This is a genomic window from Streptomyces sp. NBC_00620, from assembly GCF_026341825.1.
Taxonomy (GTDB): Bacteria; Actinomycetota; Actinomycetes; order Streptomycetales; family Streptomycetaceae; genus Streptomyces.
Map to the genome: position 1 here is coordinate 1,857,440 of NZ_JAPENY010000002.1, position 23,336 is coordinate 1,880,775.

Genomic DNA, 23,336 nt, shown 5'->3' on the forward strand with positions numbered 1-23,336 from the left:
AAGCAACACTTGTTGTGGAACGATTGCGCTGCTGAGTTCAAGAGCGAAGGGGAACGAGCAGCTGTGAGTACTGACCAGGCGCCGGCCGAGACGGATGACTCCGGCCGCATTACGCCCGAACTGTGGTGGCTGAGCGGGATCATGGCGTTGGGCGGTTTCGCCAGCCTGCTCGACAGCACCATCGTCAATGTCGCGGTCGGACCGCTCGCCAGGAACTTCGACGCCGAGATCTCCACCGTGCAATGGGTGGTGACGGGCTATCTGCTCGCGCTGTCGGTGTCGATCCCGCTCAGCGGATGGTCTGCCGCCCGCTTCGGCGCGAAGCAGATGCTGATCTTCTCGCAGGTGGTGTTCCTGGTCGGTTCGCTGCTTGCGGGGCTGGCCTGGTCGGCGCCCAGCCTGATCGCCTTCCGACTGCTCCAGGGCATCGGAGGCGGCCTCCTCGTACCGATCGGGCAGGCGCTGCTGGCCCAGGCGGCCGGGCCGAAGCGGCTCGGCCGCCTGATGGGCATCGTCTCGATTCCGGCGATGTTCGCCCCGCTCATCGCCCCCTCGCTCGGCGGTGTGATGGTCGACTACCTGAGCTGGCGGTGGCTCTTCTTCATCAACGTGCCGCTCTGCCTGATCACCGTCGTGCTGGTCCTGCTGAAGGTGCGGAACGTCGTTGAGCCCTCCAAGGACGCCAAGCTCGACGTGCTGGGCATGGTGCTGCTGATGCCCGGTCTGGCCGCGCTGCTCTACGGCCTGTCCGAGGCCGGCTCGGCGGGCGGCTTCGGCGACGGGAAGACGGTCGGCGGCCTGGTGATCGGAGTCGCATTCCTGGCGGCCTTCGCGGTGCGTGCCCTGCGCACCCGGCTGGAACCGCTGGTGGATCTGCGGCTGTTCCGCCGCAGCGGCTTCAGGAACGGCACGCTGGCGAACATGCTGCTGAGCATGGCGATGTACGGCGTGATGATCCCGCTGCCGCTCTACTTCCAACTGGTGCACGGCGCGAGCGTGCTGGAGTCCGCGCTCCTGCTGCTGCCGCAGAGTCTCGGCTTCTTCGCCGGGGTCGTCATGATGAACCAGCTGACGGCGATGCTGGGCGTACGGAACCTGACCCTGCTCGGCATCCTGCTCGCCGTGCTCGGCACCATTCCGTACGCCCTCATCGACGCCGATCCGAACGCGGTCGTGCTCGGACTCGCGATGGTCGTACGCGGCTTCGGCCTCGGCGCCTCGATGCTGCCGACCATGACGGTTGCCTTCGGCAGTGTGCCCAAGGAACTCGCGCCGAGCGCCACCAGCGCCTTCAACGTCTTCCAGCGGGTCAGCGCCTCCCTGGGCACGGCGGTACTCGCGGTGGTCCTGCAACAGCAGATCGAGGACCGGCTGCCCACGGGCGTCGGATCGGTCGTCCAGGTGCTGCCCGGCAGCGATGTCGCCAAGGACCTCGCGACGTCCTTCGGTCCCCCCTTCTGGTGGGCGCTGGTGATCACCGCGCTCGCGGTGCTGCCGAGCCTCTTCCTGCCCGGACGCGAGCCGGCTCCCGTACAGGCGCCGGACGCCGCGCCGTCCAGGGAGGGGGAGTCGGCGCTCAAGCCCGGCTGACGCTTCCCTCCCACTGGCCCCTTCCCATCGGTCCCTCCCACTGACGCCCCATCAGCCGTGTGGCGGCGCATGGTCAACCATGCGCCGCCACACGGCTTTTCGGTCTGTCCATGACGTCTGCCCGCGACGACGGCCGGCGCGGCGGGCCGCTGCCTCGGGCCGCTGCGTCGGGGTGGACTTTCGAGCAGGGCGGTCGGGCCTCCTGAGACCGCCCGGGACCGCCGAGAATTCAAGCCGGATCGAAAGCCGGGACCTGCCCGGGCCCCCATCGCAGCAATCCGGAGGATGTCTTGGAGACGGAGTCACTGCCGTGGCGGGAATATCTGGAACGCATTGGTTATCAAGGCTTGTTGAATAACTCCCTTGAATGCCTGCGCGAGCTTTACACGGCACATCTGCGGTCCGTCCCCTACGAGATGCTCGACTCCTTCGACGGAACGCCGCCGGTGCTCGGCCACGCGGAATCGTTCGCCAAGCTGGTGCACCGGCGGAGGGGTGGCAATTGCCTTGAATCGACGCCCTTGTTCGGTGAATTCCTGCGTCAGGCCGGCTTCGAGGTCCGGTTGGTCCCGGCGCAGATCTGGAAGGTCAGCGGCGAGTGGTGGGACGCCTGGGACCATCTGCTGCTGATCGTGACCGTGGACGGCGAGGACTGGCTGCTCGACGTGGGCTTCCTGATGCTGACCTTCGCCGAGCCGCTGAAGGTCACCGAGGGGCCGCAGGAGCAGTCCGGCTGGCGGTTCCGGGTCGCCGCGGAGGAGGGCTTCCCAACCGTTTCGCACCAAGGGCCGGACGGCACCTGGACGGCGGTCTACCGGTACCGGGACGAGCCGCAGCAGCGCGCCGACTACGAATGGATCATCGATTTCCACAAGTCGGCCGAGGATTCGCCGCTGGTCGGGACGCTGCTGTGCTCCCGGAACGTACCGGACGGAAAGCTGATCATGATCGGCGAGAACCTTCTGCACGCGCGGAACGGTCGTGTGAGCGCCGAGTTCATCGAGACCACGAGCCGTGCCGAAGAACTCCTCCGCGTGATCTTCGCAGGCCATGAACACATGGTGGAAAGCGCGGTGCGGACCTGGGAGAAGGCACGCGCCGACCGGTCGACGCGACGAAGCCTGGTATATCGAAAGGCGGAACAGTGATGCCGGACAAGCCGATTGCGCTGGTCACGGGCGCTTCCCGGGGGATAGGCCGCGGTATCGCCGTGCGGCTCGCCGAGGAGGGATACGACGTCGCCTTCTGCTTCCGGTCCGGCAAGGAGGCGGCCGACGAGACCCGCGAGGCGGTGGAGCGGGCCGGGGCGCGCTGCTTCCACGACCGCTGCGACGTGACGGACATCGCCGACGTCAAGGCGTTCGTCAGCAACGCGGAAGCCGCCCTGGGCCCGGTCGAGGTGCTGGTGAACAACGCCGGGATCACCCGGGACAACCCGCTGGTGCTCATGCCGCCCGAGGACTGGAACGAGGTCATCGGGACCAACCTCACCGGCACCTACAACTTCAGCCACTGCGTGGCCTTCGGCCAGCTGAAGCGCCGCAGCGGCGTCATCGTCAACATCTCGTCCGTGGCCGGTGTGTACGGCAACGCGACACAGTCCAACTACGCCGCCTCCAAGGCCGGCGTCAACATCCTGACCAGGTCCCTTTCGCGGGAGCTGGGGCCCTACGGGATCCGCGTCAACGCCGTGGCACCGGGCTTCATCGAGACCGACATGACCGGCCACCTCTCCGAGAAGGTGCGCAAGAAGGCCCTGACGACCATCCCGCTGCGCGAGTTCGGGGCCGTCTCGCACGTCGCCGACCTGGTCTCCTTCCTCGTCTCGGACAAGGCCTCGTACATCACCGGCCAGATCGTCCAGGTGGACGGCGGGTTCTCGCAGTGAGCCCGACAGCCCGGCCCGACCCGACAGCACAGATCAATCGCCCGACCGGAGGAGACACCATGCCCGTTACGCAGCAGTACATAGACGAGATCCGCGAGATCGTCGCAGAGGCGCTGGAGATCGAGCCCGAGGAGATGACCGAGACGAGTTCCTTCGTCGACGACCACGACGGCGACTCGCTCCGCGCGATCGAGATCCTGGCCCGGCTGGAGAAGAGGTACGGCGTCGAGATCCCGCAGTCGGAGCTGCCGAAGATGGGCAATCTGCGCGCCGTGTACGACGTGGTCGCCGAGCGCGCCAACTGGGACTCCTGACATGAAGCGCAGGGTCGTCATCACGGGGCTCGGCCCCGTCTCGAGCATCGGCACCGGGGTCGAGGCCTTCGCCGAGGCGCTCCAGCAGGGGCGCAGCGGCATCTCGCCGATCTCCTCCTTCGACGCCTCGGGCTTCCCGTACAGGATGGCCGGTGAGGTGCCGGGCTTCTCGCCGCACGACATGCTGCAGGCCATCAAGCCCGAGGAGTGGGGGCGCAGCAGCCAGTTCGCCGCCGCGGCGGCCCGCCTCGCGGTGGCGGACGCGGGGATCGACCCGGAGCTGCTGGCTGCGGCGCGGTCCGGCTCCGTGATCGGTACCACCGGGGGCGAGGCCGGCGCGGTCGAGCAGCTCTCCGAGCAGGAGGTGGCGGGCGGCTTCGAGAGCTGGCAGGCGGACCTCGCACAGCAGGTCCCGTCCTCCCGGCTGGCGGTCGCGGTCAACCGCGAACTCGGCCTCACCGGCGAGGCGGTGACCATCTCCACCGCGTGCTCGGCCAGCAACTACGCGCTGGGCTACGCGTATGCGGCGATCGCGGCCGACGAAGCCGACTACATGATCGCCGGTGGCTCGGAGGGCGTCTACCGCTGGGCGCACGCCGGCTTCTACCGGCTCGGGGCGATGGCCGAGGACCACTGCTCGCCGTTCGACCGCGACCGGCAGGGGATGCTCACCGGTGAGGGCGGGGCCGCGCTCTTCCTGGAGCCGCTCGAGAGCGCCGAGCGCCGCGGTGCCGAGATCTATGCCGAGGTGCTCGGGTACGGACTCAACTGCGATGCCGGGCACATGGTGGCGCCGGATCCGGTGAGCATCGCCGAGTGCATGCGCAGGGCGCACAGCAGGGCCGGCGTCACGGCCGACCAGGTCGACTACATCTGCGCGCACGGCACCGGCACGCCGGCCAACGACGCGGCGGAGACCCGTGCGGTCCGGGAGGTCTTCGGCGATTCCCCGCCGCCCATCAGCTCCATCAAGTCGATGCTCGGTCACACGATGGGGGCCGCGAGCGGCTTCGGCGCCATCGCCTCCGCCCTCGGTATCGCCCGCCAGTTCATGCCGCCGACGATCAACTTCCGGAACATCGACCCGGACATGCCGGGGATCGATCCGGTGGCCAACCAGGCACGCCCGGCGCGTCTGCGGGTGGTGCAGAACAACGGGTTCGCCTTCGGCGGGAACAACGCCATCACCATTCTGGGGGAGGTCTCATGACGACACGTCAGACACATCTCGCGACGACACGTCAGACGCCTGAGGTCGCTCCTGACGCGGTCTACGTCACGGGCTGGGGAGTCGCCTCGCCGCTCGGTATGGGGGCGGCCGACTTCAGCAAGGCGTTCGTCGAGGAGCGTGACGCCCTCGCCGATGTCACCGCGATGTTCGAGGAGAAGCTGCCCGCCGACCGGGCCTTCGCCATCCCGGACTTTCAGGTCCGCGACCATCTCGGCCGCAAGGGAACCCGCTTCTTCGACCGCTCCACCGCCCTGGCCCTGGTCGCCTGCGACCAGACGCTGCAGGACACCGGGTTCGCGGTGACGGACGAGAACCGCGGTCAGGTCGGTCTGATCCTCGGCACCACCAGCGGCAGCGTGAAGTCGACCAGCGACTTCAGCCGCGAGACCATCACCGAGGATCGCCCCTACCTGGTCAACCCGGTGCTCTTCCCGAACGCGGTGATGAACTGCGCCGCGGGCCAGGCCGCGATCTGGTACGGCCTGAAAGGCGTCAACACCACCATCGCAGGCGGCCGGATGGCCGGTATCGCCGCTCTGCGGTACGCCTCCCGCAGCCTGCGCTGGGGAGACGCGGACGCCCTGCTGGTCGGCGCGGTCGAGGAGTTCAGCCCGCACAACGCCTGGCTGACGCACCTGCCCGGCGGTTCGGCCCCCGCCGGCGAGGGAGCCGCCCTCTTCATGCTGGAGAGGGGGGAGGCCCTGCTTGCGTCGGGCCGTCGTCCCGATGCCGAGATCATGGCCGTGGCCTCCGCCTCGGCCGACCCGGCCGACCGCCCTGCCTTCGTCGAGGCGTTCGCCGACTGCGTGCGCCAGGCCCTACGGGAGGCCGGCGTCGGTCCGGGCGACCTGTGGGCGGTGGCGCCCGGGTCCGGCCCGGAGTCCGCGATCGAGACCGCGACTCTGGAGGCCGGACTGGGCGGGGACACCGTCCGGCGGCTCCCCGTGGCGCGACTGGTCGGTGAATGCCACGCCGCCCAGGGGGCGTTGCAGCTGGCCGCCGTGCTCGCCCACCACCGGCAGGACGCCGCACTGGACGGCAGGCCCGCCCTCATCACCTCCTTCACCCCGGAGGGCGGGGTCGGCGCCGCCGTGGTCAGGGGGTGGCAGCGGTGAGCCGTAAGCCCGCGAAGCCCGTCCTGTACTTCTCCTTCCGCAGCCCGTACAGCTGGCTGGCGCTGCGGCAGTTGGAGGCGCGCTTTCCCGAGGCGCCCGAAACCGTCGAGTACCGCCCGTGGTGGGAACCCGACGAGCGGACGCGGAAGGCGCTGGACGGGCGCGGGGCGCCCTTCCCGTACATCCCGATGAGCAAGGCCAAGCACCTGTACATCCTCCAGGACGTCAAGCGGCTGTCCGAGGGCATGGGTTACAAGGTGGCCTGGCCCATCGACATCGACCCGTGGTGGGAGGTGCCGCATCTGGGCTGGCTGGCGGCCCGCCGGAGCGGGCAGGACCGGCAGCTGCTGGCCGCGCTCATGTCGGCCCGGTGGGAGCGCGGCGCCGACATCTGCGATCAGGACGTGCTCCGCGCGGTCGCCGAGGACGCGGGGCTCGATCCGCTGCCGATCGTGTCCGCGGTGGACGACCCGGACATCAGGGCCGAGGGGCTGGAAGCTCTTGTCCGGGTGTACGAGGACGACGCCTTCGGCATCCCGTACTTCAAGATCGGCCGTTTTCGGTACTGGGGTCTGGACCGGCTTGACGGGTTCCTCCAGGAGCTGTCGGCGGCGGGGCTGCGGACGGACGACGCCGCAGCCGCGGAGGACGACGTAATTCCCGTTGCCATTGCGGACCGAATCGGCGCCTACGATCACGACACAGCCGGAGGATGCGGATGAATGTAGGGTACACATGTTGCATCCTGTACTTCCGTGAAAGCCCTTTCAATGCAGGGCTGTAAGGGGCCGCTGGAGCGCTGACTATCGGACAAATATCCGCCGTGACTTCCGATGGCGACTTCCTCTTGCGAAGATCGCTATACGGGGGTCAACGGGGGGAAGTCGCTGAGCATGGCCGCGCTCAGATGCCGCCCGACAACCGCGAACACCAAGAGCTGCGAGCGGAGTCGAGACAGTTGAACGAATTCAGGATGCTCGGGACGTTGGAGATCTTCGACGGACACAATTGGAAACCGGTTGAAGCGCCCAAGATTCGGACCGTACTGGCAGTCCTGCTGACCGCCAACGGCCGTGTCGTCTCGCTGGCGCGGCTCATCGACGAGCTCTGGTACAACGGCCCGCAGCAGAAGAGAGACCAGCGCAATCTGGTGCAGCAGTACGTGATGAAGCTGCGGCGCAGGCTCGGCGACCGGAACCACAGCGTGCTCGTGACCAAGGCGCCCGGCTACTGCCTGAACTTCGAGCCGGCCCAGCTCGATGCGCGCAGGTTCGAGGAGCTGCACGCCGAGGGCCAGGAGCTGTTCGCCGCGGGAGTCTACGAGCGGGCGTTCAACGTACTCGGCGACGCGCTGGACCTGTGGCGCGGTGCCCCTCTGGAGGGCGTCCCGGCCTCGCCGACCGTGCTCGCCGAGGCGGAGCGCCTGGAGGAGGCCCGGCTGGCCGCGGCCGAGATGCGGATAGACGCCAGCCACCACAACGGCGGATACGCCGCGACGCTGGCCGAACTCCGCACGCTCCGCGACGCCAACCCGCTCAGGGAGGGGCTCTGGATGAAGGAGATGATCGCCCTCCGCGAGTGCGGCCGCCGCGCCGACGCCCTCGAGGTCTACCAGCGGGCCCGCCGCACGCTCCGGGAGGAGCTCGGCCTCGAGCCCAGCGTCGACCTCAGAGACCTCCAGCAGCGCATCCTCGTCGGATTCCACGGCTGAATCGACGTAAACAGCGCCGAAGAGGCCGCCGCACCTCGGGTGCGGCGGCCACTTCCTACTGCCCGGCCGCCCTTCTTGGGGCGGACTGTCGTATCGCGGCGGGATCTCTCAGCGCGCCGCGATGAGTTCCGGCCGGGCCGTGAGTCTGTTCTGGTGGGCGTCGCAGCACGTCGTGCGACGCTGCCCGGCACGAGACATCACGGAGGACAACATGACGACCACGTCCGGCCACGCGAGCAGCGACCTCCCCGGCAAGCCGCCGGTCGTCGACCTGGCCACCTGGCAGGCGGCGCGCGAGAAGTTGCTGGTCCGCGAGAAGGCGCACACCCATGAGGGCGACGCGATCGCCGCGGCCCGGCGACGGCTGCCGATGGTGGAGCTCGACGGAACGGTCGAGGTCGTCGGACCCGAGGGCCCGGTCCCGTTCCTGGACCTGTTCCAGGGCCGCGACGAGCTCGTGGTCTACCAGCACATGTGGTACGACGGCGCGCCGCACCAGGGGCAGTGCGAGGGCTGCACCACCACGGCCTGGCATGTGAAGGACGCCGTCTACCTCAACGCCCGTGGCGTCTCGTTCGCCGTCCTGACCTCGGGCTCATGGGACGAGGTGGCTCCCTACGTCGAGTTCATGGGTTACACCCAGCCCTGGTACTCGGTACGGGGCGTGGAGGCGCCGGTCGGCGGAGGAATGGGCCACCTCGCCTGTTTCCTGCGCGACGGCGACCGCGCGTTCCTCACCTACTCCACGACGGGCCGTGGCAACGAGCCGGTCAACGGGTCCCTCAGCCTGCTCGACATGACGCCCTACGGCCGCGGCGAGGCGTGGGAGGACAACCCCGAGGGCCGGCCCGTGATCGGCGATGTCCGCGAGGGGCATCCGTCCGTGGGCGGCCAGGCCTGCTGGTACTGGCGCGCGGACGCCGACGGCGTAGCCGACTGGGGCCCGACCAGCCGCCCCGTGCCGCAGTGGACCCGCCCCGGCGCGACCCCCGTGAACACCCTCGGCCGACAGGGCCACCACCACTGACGGCGTACTGATCCGCGCGGCGACCCGGCAACGCCTGTGCCTGCGTGGGCTATTGGGCCGCGTTGCGCCATACCTTCACGTCCAAGGTGGCGTACGTCGTCCCGGACGAACCCTGGTACGTCACGAGCCCCACGTGCCCCGTCCCGCTGATGACGCACATCTGCTGGCCGACGGTGAGGTCCTTGACCCAGATGTAGCTCTTGTAGCCGGTCGCCGCCTTGCACGCGTCCAGGCTTCCCTGCCGGCCCGCCGGCAGCAGGGCGAGGGAGCTGCCGGAGTCGGTGCCGGGGGCGAGGACCGCGCCCGAGGAGTAGACGGCGTAGGTCAGGTCCTCGTCGGAGGTCCCGGTGTCCGCCTTGGACCGCACCGGAGTGTCCGCCAGATACAGGTCGTGGCTCTTGGTCATCTGGATCCCGGAGTACGTCACCGGGACAGGGGTCGTCGGAGCCGCGGGCTCGCTGGACGCGGCGGTCGGGGGCGCCGAGGTCGCGGTCCGCGTGGGCGTCGGGGGCCCCGAAGGGCTCGCGGGCAGAGCGGACTTGACGGGCTTGGGCTTCTCCGAGGCCCGGGCGGACGGGGAGCCGGACGTCGACGGCGACGCCTTCTCGGCAGTGGCCGACTGTGAAGCGGCCACCTCCTGCGCCTGGGGGTCGCTCTTGTCGCCGTCCCCCGGAACGAGCAGCAGGGCGGCGGTCGCCCCACCGGCGACGAGCACGACGGCGGCTGCCGACAACACCCAGCCCCGGGCCTTGCGGCCCTGGCCGCCCGAGTCGGCCGAGTCGACCGAGGAGGTCTGCGCGGCGGCAGACGACTGAGGCTGCGGCTGCGACCAGGGAGGCGGGGCGCCGTACGGACCTGGCGTGGGCCCTGCCCCCATCACGAAGGGCCCGGGCAGCGCGGCGTGGGACGGGGAGGTGGGGGAGTAGGGCGTCGGGTACCCGTAGCCGCCGGAGCCGGCCGGTCCGAAGCCGCCGGATCCCGCGGACTCCGCAGCGCTGGAGCCGGCAGGCCCGAAACCACCGGAACCCGCAGACCCAAAACCACCCGAACCCACAGGCCCGAAGCCGCCGGAAGCGTGAGCGCCCGGAGCCGCCCCCGCCCGGGCCTGATCGGCGCCTTCGGCGCGAGCCGCGATGCCCGCCGCCAGTTCACCCGGCAGCCACGCGCCGGACGTGAACCGCGCTTCGTCACCGCGGTTCGTCTGGATCGTCGATACGGAGCGTATGACCTCCTCGACGGAGGGCCGCTCGGCGGCGGGCTTGCGCAGACACCGGGCCACCAACTCCCGTATCTCCATGGGCACACGGCTGAGATCGGGCTCCTCGTGCACCACCCGATAGAGCACCGCGTGCGGGTCGCCTTCGCCGAAAGCCGCGACGCCGGTTGCCGCGAAGACGGCGGTCTGCCCAAGCGCGAACACGTCGGCCGAGGCGAGGGCCTCGCCACCGAGCACCTGCTCAGGCGCCATATAGGCGATGGTGCCGAGGGCCGTGCCGCTCTGCGTCACCGACGTGGTGTCCGCGGCCCGCGCGACACCGAAGTCGATGACCCGCGGGCCGTCCGCGGCGAGCAGCACGTTCGAGGGCTTGAGGTCCCGGTGCACGATGCCCTCGCGGTGTACCGCCTGCAGGGCCTCCGCGACACCGGCGATCAGCCGCAACACGGTGTCGACGGGCAGCGGCCCGTGGTCGCGCACCGCGTCGGCGAGGGACGGCCCCGGTACGTAGGCGGTCGCACACCACGGCATGGATCCCTCGGTGTCGCTGTCCACGACCGGCGCCGTGTAGAGCCCGTGCACCCGGCTCGCGGAGGCCACCTCGGCCCGGAACCGCTTGCGGAACTCGGGGTTCTCGGCCAGCTCCGGCCGGATCACCTTGACCGCGACGGCCCGCCCACCCGGCGTGTGCGAGAGGTACACGCGCCCCATGCCGCCGGCCCCGAGCCGCGCCACCAGCCGGTATCCGCCGACGACTTGAGGATCACCGTCCTCCAGTGGCTGGAAACTCCCCGTATCGGGCCCACCGTTGCTCAACACGCGCCACTCCACCCCGTGATCCGCTCTCTGGTTCCCCATTGCATCACGGGCCCCTCGCGTCGCGCCCGCTGGTGGAGTACTCGTGGAACCCGCGGAGACCCGGACCGCCCCGCCCTTGGCGGGATTGTTAGCCTTGACCGTGATCGATTTCCTCATAGACGGTCGGATACACGGCCAAGGCTCGCGATGAGCGTCGTCGACTCCTTCCCGCTCGGTGCCGCGACCACGCTTGCCGAACTCGCCCGGGACCCGCATCCACGACTGGCACTTCTCCGCGTGCAGGAGCCCGTCTCCTGGCTGCCCGAACTGAACGGCTGGCTGGTGACCCGCCGCGACCTCGCGTTGGGCGTGATGCGGGACGCCGAGACCTTCACCGTCGACGACCCCCGGTTCTCCACCGCACAGGTCGTCGGCCCGAGCATGCTGTCCCTGGACGGTGACCAGCACGCCCGCCACCGCGAGCCCTTCACCGCTCCCTTCCGCCCCCGGGAAGTGCGTGAGGGTTTCGCCTCGTTCATCGAGCGGGAGACCGACCGGCTCATCACCGCACTGGAACCCGCGGGCGCCGTCGAACTGCGACGTGCCTTCGCCGGCCCGCTGGCGGTCGCCGTCGTGACCGAGGCACTCGGTCTTGTCGGCACCACCGCGGCCACGGTGCTCGCCTGGTACGACTCCATCGTGGGGGCGGTCTCGGACATCACCGCCGGACACGAGGTGGGACCGGCCGGCCCGGCGGCGTACGCGCAACTGCGGGCCGCGGTGGAAGCCACCGTCGCGGACCGGGGCGCCGCCTCGCTCCTTGGTTCCGCCGCCGGGCGGCTGACGCTGCCGGAGGTGGCGTCCAATGCCGCGGTGCTGATGTTCGGCGGCATAGAGACCACCGAGGCGATGATTACCAACGCGCTGCTGCACCTGCTGCAACGCCCCGATCAACTCGTCCTTGTCCGGGCCGACTTCGGTCTGCTGGACGGCGCGATCGAGGAATCCCTGCGCCTCGAACCCGGGGCGGCGGTCGTCGACCGCTACGCCACCCGTGACACCGTCCTCGGCCCGGCCACGATCCGCCGAGGCGAACTGGTCACCGTCTCCCTGACGGGCGCCAACCGCGACCCGGCCGTCTTCCCCGACCCCGACCGGTTCGATGTCCGCCGTGAGAACGCGCGCCTCCAACTGGCCTTCGCACACGGCCCGCACTACTGCCTCGCCGCGCACCTCGCCCGCCTGGAGACCCGCATAGCTCTGCAGCGACTGCTCGAACGCCTCCCGGCCCTGCGCCTCGACCCGGACCGCCCCGCCGCTGCGCACGGACTGGTCTTCCGAAAGCCCCCGACTCTGCATGTGCTGTGGGACGGTCCTGCCTGACCGGCCGGCGGTGTCATTGGAACAGGGCGTCCAGGTCCGGCTTCTTGTCGCCGAAGATCCCGTCCTGCTCACCCAGGGAGGCCAGCTTTTCCAGAGAGGGCATGTCGATCTGTGTCGGCCAGTCGGGCAGCGTCAGCTTCTCCATCACCTCGCTGTCGATCTTGGTGTAGACGGTGAGGATCTGGCGTGCTTCCTCCGGGTGTTCGGAGGCGTACTCCAGTGACTCGGTCATCGCCTCGGTGAACTTCTTCACCAGGTCGGGGTTTTCCTTCGTCAGCCTGGTCGTCGTGAAGTACGTCGCGAGAGTGAGCCGGGGGTCGGTCTCGGCGAACGGTGACGCCACGACGCGCGCGCCTTGGGACTTGGCGATCGTCTGTGCCGGTTCGCCCATCCAGGCGGCGTCCACCCGGCCGCCGTCCAGAGCGGCAGGCATCTGGTCGAACGGTAGCTCCACGAACTTGACCTTCGAGGGGTCGCCGCCGTCCTTGCGTACCGACTCGCGCACCGTGGTGTCCCCGATGTTCTTCAGGGTGTTCACCGCCACTGTCCTCCCCGCGAGGTCCTTGGCCGACCTGATCGGGCTGTCCTTCCTGACGGCGACACCGGTGACGTCGGTGGTGGTGTTTCCGGTGGTTGTCGCCCCGTTGACCACCGACTTGACCGGCACTCCCCGGGTCTGAGCGACCATCAACGACGTGGTGTTGCTGAACCCGAACTGGAACTGACCGCTCACCACACCCGGAATGATCGCGGCACCGCCCTGGGCGCTCTCCATCTCCAGCTCGATGCCGCGGCTGCTGAAGAAGCCCTTCTTCTGGCCCAGGTAGAGCGGTGCCACATCGACGATCGGGATGATGCCGACCTTGACCTGTGCCGTCTTGTTCCCGCCCGAGGACGACGAACCATCGGTCCCGGATGAGGATCCGCATCCGGCCGCACAGGCGACCGTCAACACTGCTGTCACAAACCCGAGAATGCGCCTTTGCATGGGGCCCCTCCTGACAAGTCCTGACAAGAACGAGGATGAGTGTGTGCGTGTCGCGCCAACACGTATGCAGAGCAAGGGAGTTGAGCGGAAAGCTGCTCCCTGAAGGTGCAATGGGGCGATCACCCGCGGTGGTCGCCCGAGCGGCTCGCTGATCGCGACGACCCATGTTGTGCAGCATGTTGACGGCAGTAACGTACACGCCTACTTTCGCGGTGTCATGCCCCCGGACACAACGGCGGACGAGAGGCACCCCATGGCACCCTTCCCCCTTCGTGCGGCGAGAGGCGGTACCACGTGAACCGCACCAGACAGTCCTTACGAAGGCGCCGGCCGACCCTGGTCACGGTCGCGGCGCTCCTGCTGACACTGACCGGCCTGAGCCCCGCCGCCGGTGGCACGGCCGCCGCCGCGGAAGCACGGCAGGCGAACGGCGGCCCCATCCTGCCGGTGACAGCCTGCGCCGATCTCGCCACCGACGGCGCGACGGCAAGCGACCTGTCGGCCGTCCCGGACGCACCGACCCGGATCACCTCCGCGACGGTGGTCGAGGCCACCGCGACCGTACCGGCGTACTGCTTCGTCAAGGGCTATGTCGCCCCCCAGGTCAACTTCGAGCTCAAGCTGCCGCTCAGTACCTGGCAGGGCCGCTACCTGCAACAAGGCTGCGGCGGGCTCTGCGGGTACATCTCCGCGACCACCTTCCCGACCGCGCCCGACCCGGCCTGCGAGGCCCAGGCCGGCGGGGACTTCGCCCTCGCCGCGACGGACGACGGCCACACCTCTCCGGGCCCCTTCAGCGCCGAGGGGTGGGGTCAGGACCGGCAGCTGCGGATCGACTTCGGGTACCGGGCGGTCCACGTGGTCTCCGTTGCCGCAAAGGCGGTCATGAAGGAGTACTACGGGACGCCTCCGAGGTACTCGTACTTCAACGGCTGTTCGGACGGCGGCCGCGAGGGACTGATGGAGGCCCAGCGCTACCCGGAGGACTTCGACGGGATCATCGCCGGTGCCCCGGCCGCCTACATGCCCTTCCTCGCGAGCGAACACACCGCCTGGGTCGCCCGCGCCAACACCGGTGCGGACGGCCGCCCCGTCCTCACCGCGGACAAGCTCCCGGGTCTGCACTCCGCCGTCCTCACCGCCTGTGACGGCGACGACGGCCTGGTCGACGGCCAGATCGACGACCCGCGCACCTGCGACTTCGACCCCGCGTCGATCCAGTGCCCCACCGGCGTCGACCGGACCGACTGCCTCACCCCCGCCCAGGTCACCGCTGCCCAGAAGCTGTACGCGCCGCCGACGGACGAGAACGGCCAACTGCTCTACCCCGGAAGGGAGGAGCCGGGCTCGGAGATCTCCTGGGCCGGCCCGCCGGTTCCGTGGATCACCGCGCCCCCGGGCACCCCCACCTTCGCCCCCGTCACCGCGGACAACTACCTGCGCTACCTGGCGTTTCCCGTCGGACAGCCCGGAGTGCCGTTGGCCGACTGGGAGTTCACGTCGCAGAACTTCGCCGAGCTCCTGCCGGAGCAGCGCACCATCGCCGCGCTCGACCCCGATCTGAGCGAGTTCCGGGACGCGGGCGGCAAGTTGATCCTCTATCACGGGTGGGCCGACACCCTGATCCCGCCGACCGGCACCACCAACTACTACCGGGCAGTCCAGGGCACCATGGGCGGACCGGCGGCCACCAACCGCTTCGCCCGTCTCTTCAGTTCCCCGGCCTCTACCACTGCACGGGGGGCGGGCCAGGACCCGACAACTCCGACCTGGTCCACCAACTGGTCGGGTGGACCGAGCGAGGAGCGGCACCCCAGAAGATCATCGCCACCCGGGCCGAAGCCAACGGCGACACCACCCGCACCCGGCCCGTGTACCCCTATCCCATCGTCGCCAGGTACAAGGGCACCGGCAGCATCGACGACGCCGCCAACTTCGCCCCGGCGCCGCCGACTACCCGGCCCGACGACCACGTCGACTGGCTCGGCAACGACCTGCTGAAGTAACCGTCCCGACCCGTTCGGATGCCTACAGATCGAGCGTCAGCACCCCGGAAGCCGATCGGCTCACGCAGATCATCATGGTGGTGGCGGTGGGGCGTTCGGACGGGTCGATCACCGTGTCGCGGTGGTCGGGGAGCCCTGCTGTCACCGGTGTCTCGCAGCTGCCGCAGTAGCCCTCCTCGCAGGAGTAGGGCACGTCCGGCAGCTTCTCCCGGACGACCTCCAGCACTGAGCGGTCCGCGGGCACCGTCATCCGCAGCCCCGAACGGCTGAGCACCACCTCGAACTCGCCACCCCGCGCACCGAGTTGATCCGGTGGACCGGAGGCGGCGGTGAAGCGTTCCAGGTACGGGGTCCTGGGCCGGCCGGCCGTGCGGCACAGGGCCGTCACCGCGTCGAGCATCGGCTGCGGGCCGCACGCGTAGACGGCGTGCGCGGGCGGGGCGGCCGAGATCTCGGCCGCCAGGTCAGGCAGACCCGCCTCGTCCTGCGGCACGAGCAGCACCCGGTCCCCGCCCAGCGCCACCAACTCCTCCGCGTACGCCAGACGCGACCGGTCGCGGGCGCCCAGGACCAGCCGCCAGGGCAGACCGCGGGCGGTGAGTTCACGGGCCATCGGCAGCAGCGGGGTGACGCCGATACCGCCTGCCAGCAGCAGATAGCCCGCCGCAGGGACCAGGGGGAAGCGATTGACCGGCCCGGTGACCTCCAACTCCCGCCCCACAAGCGCGGTTTCGTGGATCTCCCGCGACCCGCCGCGCCCATCGGGCACCCGATGCACGGCGACCGTCCATGCCTCGGTGTCCGCCGCCTCTCCGCACAGCGAGTAGGCCCGCCGCAGCCCCGACGGCAGGGTCAGCTCCACATGCGCCCCGGGCTCCCAGGACGGCAGGGCGCCGCTGCGGGGCCGCGTCAGCCGCAGTTCCAGCACGTCATGGGCGACCCAGCGGGCCTGCCGGACGAGCAGACGGTGAGTGGCCGACGACGTCATGGGCCCTCCGTGGGCGTCCGCTGTCATGGGCCCTTCGTAAGCGTCAGAAGACACGGAAGTACTCCCGCTGTTCCCAGTCGGTGACCTCCTGGCCGAAGCGGGCGAGCTCGGCACGCTTGATGCTCGCGTAGTACGCCACGAAGTCCTTGCCCAGCCGGTCGGCCAGCGCCTGGTCCGCCTCCAGTGCGTCAAGGGCCTCGCCCAGCGAACGCGGCAACGGTTCGGCCCGGGTGGCATACGGCTCGTCGGCTGCCGGGCCGGGGTCGAGATCGCCGGCCACGCCCTCGAGCCCGGCGGCGAGCTGGGAGGCGAGATAGAGGTACGGATTGGCGGCGGGCTCCCCGATCCGGTTCTCCAGCCGTGTCGATGACGGACCGTCACCGACCACGCGCACCATCGCCCCGCGGTTGTCGCGCCCCCACACCGCGCGGTCCGGGGCCAGCGACAGCGAGCGGAACCGTTTGAAGCCGTTGAGGGTCGGCGTGGAGAACGCGCTCGTGGCACGCGCGTGCCGGAGCAGCCCGCCCAGGAAGGCGGTCCCGAAGGGCGACAGCGGTGGGCCGGACTCCGAACTTCCCGCGTGCTCGGGGGCGAAGAGCGCTACGCCCTCCCGCAGCACGCTCTGGTGCAGATGCCAGCCGCTGGAGAAGACCCCGGTCAGATGGGGGCGGCACATGAAGGTGGCGTGGTGGCCATGGCGGGCGGCGACCTGCTTGACGGCACTGCGCAGCAGCACCATCGCGTCGGCCGTGCCCAGCCCGTCGGCCGGCTGAAGGGTCAACTCGACCTGGCTCGGACCGAATTCGACCTCCATGCTGCGCAGCGGCAGCCCCAGGCCCTCGATGTTCGAGCGCAGGACGTCGAGCATGGGGTCGAGTTCGTCGTAGCGCAGCTCGCTGAGGTACTGGTAGCCGTGATTGAGCATGCCGACCTCGGGCGCGGCGCCGGGCTGGCCGAGATCGCCGGGACCCAGGCGGGGGTCGTCGAGCCGGAAGAGGTGGAACTCCACCTCCAGGCCGGTGCGGTAGGTCAGCCCGCCCGCCTGGTCGAGGACCGAGCGCAGCAGCCCGCGTGTGCACAGCGGGACCGGCCCTCCGGAGGTGAAGCGCAGGTCGCAGAGCAGCCAGCCCGTCCCCGGCGACCAGGGCAGCATCCGGAAGGTGAGCGGGTCGGGCACCATGACCATGTCGGCGGCGCCGCGCAGTTCGGGCAGTCCGAGCGGCGTCTCCTTGGTGAACAGCGGGAACACGGTCCGCCCGGAGGTGTCCTTGGCGAGGAGTGACGAGGCGATGCCGGTGCCCTCGCGCAGCACGTTGGGCAGTTCGCCGACGGTGACGGTCTTGCCGCGCAGCAGACCATGCTGATCGGCGAAGACCACCCGTACCGCTGTCATCCCGCCGGACTCGGCGCGAGCGAGTATCTCGCCCGCCGCAGCGGTCTGTTCGGCGCTCCACAGGCCATGGCGTTCGATGAATCCCATGCCGTTCAGCCGTCCGTTCCCAGGGGGTGCGCCCAACTGCTTTCGGCGCGCTGCTTGGCGGTGACGGTCGTCCAGTGCTCCTGCCAGGCGTCCGTGGGGCCGATGCCGTCGAGGGTGACCGGACCCTGGATCCGCCCGGCCTCCTCGGGGGGCAGCACCAAGGGCGGGTCCTCGCCGCGTTCGACGGCGGAGACGGCCTCGCCGAGCATCCGGCGGTACATCACGATGACCTTGTCGGAGCGGCCCAGGTGCTCGCGGGTGCGGTCCTGGATCGAGCCCTGCCCCTCCACCGCCCACTGGTCGTGCACGTTGATGTCGGTGCCGAGACCGGTGTACGTGGTCGTGCGCTGTTCCGCCGGGTCGTAGCCGTAGTTGTTCGCGCGGCCGAAACGCGGCCGGTAGTCGGGCAGGGTGACCGCGTCGACCCGCTGGCGGCGCATCTCCTCCCGGTCCACCGGACCGCCGACGCTGGTGAACGACGCGAACCAGTAGCAGGAGGTGTCGTCGATGGGCACGTGCCACTGGGTGATCGCCGTCTCCGCGTCGAGCGGGATGTGGAAGGCGTGCGGGAACACCTGGTGGGTGATGCGGACATGGGTGCGGCTGCCGTCCATCGGCAGGCCCTGGGTGTCGGTGCCGTCGAGGGTGCGCAGCGCGGTGATGCGGATGCCGTACGGGGTGCGGACGGCGTCGATGTCGGGCCGGCCGTACTCGCGAAGGATCTTCGTCATCGGCAGGTCGGTGCCCTGCGAGGCGGCGCGGAACTGCTTGCCGTAGCCGTCCTCGGGATCCTCGTCCTGGAAGAAGCGGTGGAGGTAGGAGGCGTGGGCCGGGTCGATGCCGACTTCCAGGGCCTGGAGCCAGTTGCAGTCAAGGAGGCCCTTCCAGGCGAAGGCGTGGTCGGCTGGCGCGCGGAAGCAGTCCAGGGCGGGCAGTTCGGGTGGTTCGCCGGGACCGAGGTAGCCCCAGACGATGCCGTTGATCTCGCGCACCGGGTAACTGCCCAGCCGGACACGGGACTTGAGCGGGCTGCCCAGAGGCTCGGCGGGCGTGTCCAGGCAGGAGCCGTCGCGGCCGAAGAGCCAGCCGTGGAAGCAGCAGCGCAGTCCGCCGTCCTCCAGCCGGCCGAGCGCCAGATCGGCGCCGCGGTGCGGGCAGCCGCGGTCGACCAAGCCGAGCTCGCCGCTGTCGTCACGGAACAGGACCAGGTCCTGGCCCATGACTTTGGGCGCCACCAGGGGCCGTACGCCTGCCAGTTCCTCGGTCAGGGCGATGGGCTGCCAGTAGCGGCGCATCCATTCGCCTGCCGGGGTGCCTGGCCCGGTCCGGGTGAGCCGTATGTTCTCTTCCTCGCGCATGGGACGCCCTTCTTTCGCCGGGAGAGGTTGATCAGCCGCAGCAGTGGTCCGGGCTTTCGCCTGGAGAGGTGTTCAGCCGCAGCAGTGGTCCGGCGCGTTGGGCACCGGCGTGTGACAGGAGACGGGCGCCGGCACATCCAGCGCCGGATTGCGGTCGAAGAACCCGTCGGGCTCGAGCCGGAGCCGCGCCCTGGCCACCGGCATCACCGGCCACTCCTCGGGGCGCGGGAAGTGGTGCGAGCCGACCGTGGCCCACAGCACCAGATCCGTGCCGTCCAGCGAGCGGTCCTCCTCCTGCCACTTGTGCACACCGTCCGCGCCGGGTTCGGCCTGGTTGGGGTACTCACCGGCGACGAACCGCCGGTCCGCGTCGTAGGCGGTCGCCCACAACTGCCGTCCCACGAACGGGGCTCGGCGGGCGCACACGCTGTCCTCGCGCACCGGCAGCACCGCCGTGTTCTCCAAGTGGACGCGGTAGGCGGTCGGTTCGCCCATCCGGTTGCGCGCCTCGGTGCTCTCGACCCGCCAGTGCAGCGCGCGCGACGGATCGGTGCGCCGGCCGCCCTCCGCCTCGCTGAGGATCGGACGGAGAACCGTCCGGGCGGCGTTGCCGTACGGGTCGAGCTCAGGGTCGGTCTCGTGCTCGGCGGTGACCTCGACGAGCCGGTTGCGGGGGCCGTCCACCGCCATGTCGAGGCGGACGCTGAAGAAGTGCTGGTGGTTGGTGACCGCGACGTTCGGGGCGACCCGCCGGGCGTACGGGGTCTCCTCGCCCTCCGCCACACCGGTGGCGGAGAGGATGCCGGTCATCTTGATCTCCAGCATCACCGAACCGTCCTGGTACAGCGACCAGTAGAAGCCGTAGTCGTAGTTGGCCACGGTGGCGAACGCGGAGATGATCAGACGGCGGGAGCGGCGCACCTCGGTGCGGCCGGTGCGGCCGTCGTGGTGCTTCCACAGGATCCCGTCGTCCTCCTCGTGCACGCAGACGGCGTTCGGAATGAGCCGGGGGACACCGTCGCCGCCGAGCACCGCGGCATCGAAGTACTGGATGACGCCCAGACAGTCGCAGCCCAGGGCAAGGGAGTTGGTGAGCGGGCCCGCGCCGTACTCGCCCCAGTCGAAGAAGTTCTTGCGGTACTGAGTGGAGGCGGTGTCGAAGTAGGGGACGTACATCTCGTTGACGGCGGCGCGCCGGATCACCTGGCGCGGGCCCTTCCCGGCCGCCTCGAAGGCCAGGTCGTGCAGCACGAGGCCCTCGCGGTGGCTGAAGCCGACCCGCACCGACCAGCCCTGCCAGTCGATCCGCTGACCGGTGACGGTGAAGCTCGGCCCCTCGGGCTGGACGACCTCCAGCGGCTTCAGGCCCGCCCGCTCGGGCACCACTCCCGCGGCGAACACCCCGGACTCCTCCGACAGCGGGACCACACCGTGGTCCTCGATGTGCAGGATCTCCATGGTCTCCATGTCGATGATCGGCACCACGCCCTGCACCGGGCGGGCGTAACCGTTGTCGTCCTCGGAGGTGCGGTGCCAGACGCTGCCCCAGGTCAGCCGGCGGCCCGCGTACTCGGGCGGTTCGAAACCGCCGATCGACTCCGGGTCCACCATCACCAGCGACACGTCGTGGATGCCGCGCAGGGCCAGCGCTTCCCGGAAGCGCGGGTCCGCCCGGCAGGCGGCCGCGGCCTGCCGCGCCTCCTCGGAGGAACAGCCCGGACTGCGCACGTCCAGCTCGAGCCAAGTGGTGCTCCTCGCCTTGTCGCCGAGTTCGAGGCCGACCTCGTAGGCGATGCGCGCGGAGGGGCAGATCACGACCGCGCGAGCGCGCCGGGCCTCCCCGGGGGCGGCGACACGGGCGTGGTCCTCGTCGAGGGTCACGCCCCAGAAGCGCGCGTCCTCGGTGACCCGGGCGTCGGACCTCAACACCTTTGCCGCGGTGGCGAGTTCGGCTGTGGTGAGGGGGTCGAGCTGGTGCGGCGCGTCGGCGGGTACGGGTTCGGGGGCGAGAGTGCTCACAGGGTGTTTCCTTCCGGGAGGTGGAGCTCGGTTCCGCCGTCGGCGCGTGGATCGGCGGCACCGTCGAGGCGGCCGTCGGCGGTCAGCCGTACGGCCTGGGTGTGACCGGCGAGATCGGTGCGGCCGGGCGCGACCACGACCGGCACCGCCGACGGGAACGCGGTCGTGGCGGCCGGGACGGACCCGGGCTCGGCCAGCAGGGTCCCCGTCTCGTGGCCGATGTCGCGGGCGCCGGTCACCCAGCGCGGGCGGTCGAGGACGGAGGACGGGTCGGCGTCGGGATCCATCAGGTCGGGCACCGTCTGGGCGAGGATCTGCGGCTGGGCCCGGCCACCCTGGCAGCCGGCCGCAAGGAGCAGGCCGGCGGACCGGCCGAGGACGGGGCACAGCGTGTGCGGGGGCCGCAGCCCGGGCCCGATGAGGGCCGGATGACCGGGCAGCAGGCTGAACGCCGAACCCCGGTTGTGGAGCACGATGCCGGTGCCCGGATCGCAGATGCCGGAGCCGAAGGTCTGGTAGACGCTCTGGATCAGGGAGACGGCCAGTCCGGTCGAGTCCACGGCGGTGATCGCGACGGTGTCCCCGGCCGGCCGGAAGGGCGGTTCGGGTGGCTGCGCGCCCGCGAGCGGCGCCGGGTGGAGCAGCCCGTCCAGGTCGGGCGTGCCACGGCGTGGATCGCCCAGCAGCCGGTCACGGGCCGCCGAGGCGTCCTGGCAGCGGGCCACCAGGACACCGGTCCGCTCCGGCTCGGGGAGTTTTGCGGCGGCGTTCGCGGCCTCCAGTACGGCCAGCAGGCTCGCGCCCTGGCTCGGCGGGGGCGCGGCCCACCAACGGGTACCGGCCACGTCGAGCACCAACGCCTCGACGCTCTCCGCGCGGTGGGCCGCGAGGTCGCCCGCGGTCAGCGGGCTGCCGGCCCGGCGCAGCCCGTCCGCCAGGGCCTCGGCGACCGCTCCCCGGTAGAAGGACGACGGATCGTCCGCGAGTTCTCGCAGTACGGTGGCCAGGCGCGGTTGCGGGAGTGGATCACCCTCGTCGAGCGGCGCCCCGCCGGGGCCGGTCAGCAGTGCGTCGAGCCCGGGATCCTCGCCGATCCGCCCGGCCCGCTCGCGTACGGCGCGCGCCAGACCCGCCGAGACGGTGGCACCCTCGTCCGCCAGTGCGGCGGCGTCCCGCAGGGCAGCGGCCAGGGCGCCCGGTGTGCCGTACGCCTCGGCGAGCGCGGTCCAGCCGGCCACCACGCCCGGCACGGTGACCGTCTGCGGGCCCTGCGCGGGCATCCGTCCGTCAGCCGCGCGCAACGCGTCGACGTCCACGTCCTGTGCGGCGGCCCCCGCCGACAGCACCGCCCGCACGCTGCCGTCGGGGGAGTGGACGAGGGCGATCAAGTCGCCGCCCAGGGAGCACTGGTGGGGGTAGACGACGGTGAGGGCGGCGGCCGCCGCGAGTGCCGCGTCCACCGCGTTGCCGCCCCGCCGCGCCGCCTGCCGGGCGGCCGTCAGTGCCGCCGGGTGCGGTGCGGCCACGATCAGCCCGGAAGGGGTGGTCATGCCTCGTCCCTCGGCAGGAGCACGGTGCGCGAGGGGGCGGCCTCGGCGCCCTGCAACGGCAGGGGGAGGGAGAGCATGTCGTACACCCCGGCCGGTGTGTGCAGCAGGTCGACCACTTCAAGGATCAACACGTCCGCGCCGCACAGCAGTTGGTGGGTCTCCCAGTGGGTGGTGTAGGCCACTGCCTCTATGCTCAGGTAGTCGATGCCCGCGGTGCGCACCCCGGCCTCGATGAGGCGTTCCGCGCCGTCCGGGGCCAGTCCGACCCACTGCCGGGCCTTCCACGGGCTGCGCAGTACGCCCTCGGAGTTGCTGGTGCGCAGCAGTACCCGTTCCTCGTCGCCGAGACCGGCCGCGTCGAGGTCGGCGGCAGTGATCTGCTCTTTCACATGGGTGAGGTCCAGCACTCGTGCGGTGCCGTTGAGCGCGGACAGGTCGAGCCGGTCGACCGTTTTTCCGCCGTCGATGAAGTGGGCGGGGGCGTCGATGTGGGTGCCCGTGTGGGCGCCGATGCGCCAGCGGCTCACGTTGGAGGCGTCGCCGGCGGTGCGGGACTCGACGATCTCCACCTCGGGGCGGCGGCCCCAGTGCAGCATGCCGGGGTGGATCGGGACCGACACGTCGATGGCCTTGGAGAAGTCAAGAGTCATGCATTGCTCCCATTGGATGCGGAT

18 protein-coding genes and 1 pseudogene are annotated in these 23,336 nt (G+C 70.5%); 11 read left to right on the forward strand and 8 right to left on the reverse strand.

What is annotated here, in order from left to right:
• Positions 1 to 63: 63 nt before the first annotated feature.
• From OG246_RS27640 to OG246_RS27680, 9 genes are all read left to right on the forward strand, one after another.
• Positions 64 to 1,590 carry a DHA2 family efflux MFS transporter permease subunit gene (locus tag OG246_RS27640; protein WP_266469303.1) on the forward strand — a complete coding sequence of 509 codons (1,527 nt, stop codon included), beginning with the start codon at positions 64 to 66 and terminating at the stop codon, positions 1,588 to 1,590.
• 290 nt (positions 1,591 to 1,880) lie between these two features.
• Positions 1,881 to 2,738, forward strand: a complete 858-nt coding sequence (locus OG246_RS27645) for an arylamine N-acetyltransferase (protein ID WP_266469306.1) — start codon at positions 1,881 to 1,883, stop codon at positions 2,736 to 2,738.
• A complete protein-coding gene (fabG, locus tag OG246_RS27650; RefSeq protein WP_266469308.1) occupies positions 2,738 to 3,478 on the forward strand; it encodes a 3-oxoacyl-[acyl-carrier-protein] reductase in 741 nt (246 codons plus the stop codon). Before OG246_RS27645 ends, fabG begins: the two co-directional genes overlap by 1 nt.
• Positions 3,479 to 3,537: 59 nt before the next feature.
• The gene (locus OG246_RS27655; protein WP_266469311.1) at positions 3,538 to 3,792 is read left to right on the forward strand and encodes an acyl carrier protein; all 255 of its coding nucleotides are present in this window, start codon (positions 3,538 to 3,540) and stop codon (positions 3,790 to 3,792) included.
• A gap of 1 nt (position 3,793) precedes the next feature.
• Positions 3,794 to 5,002: a beta-ketoacyl synthase gene (locus tag OG246_RS27660; RefSeq protein WP_266469314.1), complete on the forward strand. Its 1,209-nt coding sequence runs from the start codon at positions 3,794 to 3,796 to the stop codon at positions 5,000 to 5,002.
• Positions 4,999 to 6,138 (forward strand): beta-ketoacyl synthase N-terminal-like domain-containing protein, encoded by a 1,140-nt coding sequence (locus tag OG246_RS27665; RefSeq protein ID WP_266469317.1) that lies wholly within the window; start codon positions 4,999 to 5,001, stop codon positions 6,136 to 6,138. The genes OG246_RS27660 and OG246_RS27665 overlap by 4 nt, the downstream gene beginning before the upstream one ends.
• On the forward strand, positions 6,135 to 6,860 hold the full coding sequence (locus OG246_RS27670; protein ID WP_266469319.1) for a 2-hydroxychromene-2-carboxylate isomerase: 726 nt from the start codon (positions 6,135 to 6,137) through the stop codon (positions 6,858 to 6,860). Before OG246_RS27665 ends, OG246_RS27670 begins: the two co-directional genes overlap by 4 nt.
• 236 nt (positions 6,861 to 7,096) lie before the next feature.
• Positions 7,097 to 7,849 (forward strand): AfsR/SARP family transcriptional regulator, encoded by a 753-nt coding sequence (locus tag OG246_RS27675; protein ID WP_266469320.1) that lies wholly within the window; start codon positions 7,097 to 7,099, stop codon positions 7,847 to 7,849.
• Between the two features lie 211 nt (positions 7,850 to 8,060).
• Positions 8,061 to 8,876 (forward strand): DUF899 family protein, encoded by an 816-nt coding sequence (locus OG246_RS27680; RefSeq protein ID WP_266469322.1) that lies wholly within the window; start codon positions 8,061 to 8,063, stop codon positions 8,874 to 8,876.
• Positions 8,877 to 8,925: 49 nt separating this feature from the next.
• Here OG246_RS27680 and OG246_RS27685 read toward each other — a convergent pair whose 3' ends face one another.
• Positions 8,926 to 10,911 carry a serine/threonine-protein kinase gene (locus OG246_RS27685; protein WP_266469324.1) on the reverse strand — a complete coding sequence of 662 codons (1,986 nt, stop codon included), beginning with the start codon at positions 10,909 to 10,911 and terminating at the stop codon, positions 8,926 to 8,928.
• A 186-nt stretch (positions 10,912 to 11,097) separates the two neighbouring features.
• Here OG246_RS27685 and OG246_RS27690 point away from each other — a divergent pair, with 186 nt between their 5' ends.
• Complete coding sequence (locus tag OG246_RS27690) at positions 11,098 to 12,273, forward strand: cytochrome P450 (protein WP_266469326.1); 1,176 nt, start codon at positions 11,098 to 11,100, stop codon at positions 12,271 to 12,273.
• Positions 12,274 to 12,286: 13 nt separating this feature from the next.
• Here OG246_RS27690 and OG246_RS27695 read toward each other — a convergent pair whose 3' ends face one another.
• The gene (locus OG246_RS27695; RefSeq protein ID WP_266469330.1) at positions 12,287 to 13,261 is read right to left on the reverse strand and encodes an ABC transporter substrate-binding protein; all 975 of its coding nucleotides are present in this window, start codon (positions 13,259 to 13,261) and stop codon (positions 12,287 to 12,289) included.
• A gap of 540 nt (positions 13,262 to 13,801) precedes the next feature.
• Between OG246_RS27695 and OG246_RS27700 the strand changes: the two are divergent.
• Positions 13,802 to 15,267: pseudogene (locus tag OG246_RS27700) on the forward strand (tannase/feruloyl esterase family alpha/beta hydrolase).
• A gap of 22 nt (positions 15,268 to 15,289) precedes the next feature.
• Here the strand turns inward: OG246_RS27700 and OG246_RS27705 are convergent.
• The 6 genes from OG246_RS27705 to OG246_RS27730 all read right to left on the reverse strand — a co-directional run bounded on the left by OG246_RS27705 (position 15,290) and on the right by OG246_RS27730 (position 23,312).
• Positions 15,290 to 16,255 carry a PDR/VanB family oxidoreductase gene (locus OG246_RS27705; protein WP_266469335.1) on the reverse strand — a complete coding sequence of 322 codons (966 nt, stop codon included), beginning with the start codon at positions 16,253 to 16,255 and terminating at the stop codon, positions 15,290 to 15,292.
• Between the two features lie 43 nt (positions 16,256 to 16,298).
• Positions 16,299 to 17,735 (reverse strand): glutamine synthetase family protein, encoded by a 1,437-nt coding sequence (locus tag OG246_RS27710; protein ID WP_266469337.1) that lies wholly within the window; start codon positions 17,733 to 17,735, stop codon positions 16,299 to 16,301.
• 5 nt (positions 17,736 to 17,740) lie between these two features.
• Entirely contained in the window at positions 17,741 to 19,093 is a 1,353-nt protein-coding gene (locus OG246_RS27715; RefSeq protein WP_266469339.1) for an aromatic ring-hydroxylating dioxygenase subunit alpha, read from the reverse strand.
• A gap of 72 nt (positions 19,094 to 19,165) precedes the next feature.
• Positions 19,166 to 21,112, reverse strand: a complete 1,947-nt coding sequence (locus tag OG246_RS27720) for a primary-amine oxidase (protein WP_266469342.1) — start codon at positions 21,110 to 21,112, stop codon at positions 19,166 to 19,168.
• Positions 21,109 to 22,662: a gamma-glutamyltransferase gene (locus OG246_RS27725; RefSeq protein WP_266469345.1), complete on the reverse strand. Its 1,554-nt coding sequence runs from the start codon at positions 22,660 to 22,662 to the stop codon at positions 21,109 to 21,111. Before OG246_RS27725 ends, OG246_RS27720 begins: the two co-directional genes overlap by 4 nt.
• Entirely contained in the window at positions 22,659 to 23,312 is a 654-nt protein-coding gene (locus tag OG246_RS27730; protein WP_266469349.1) for a cyclase family protein, read from the reverse strand. The genes OG246_RS27725 and OG246_RS27730 overlap by 4 nt, the downstream gene beginning before the upstream one ends.
• Positions 23,313 to 23,336 lie beyond the last annotated feature (24 nt).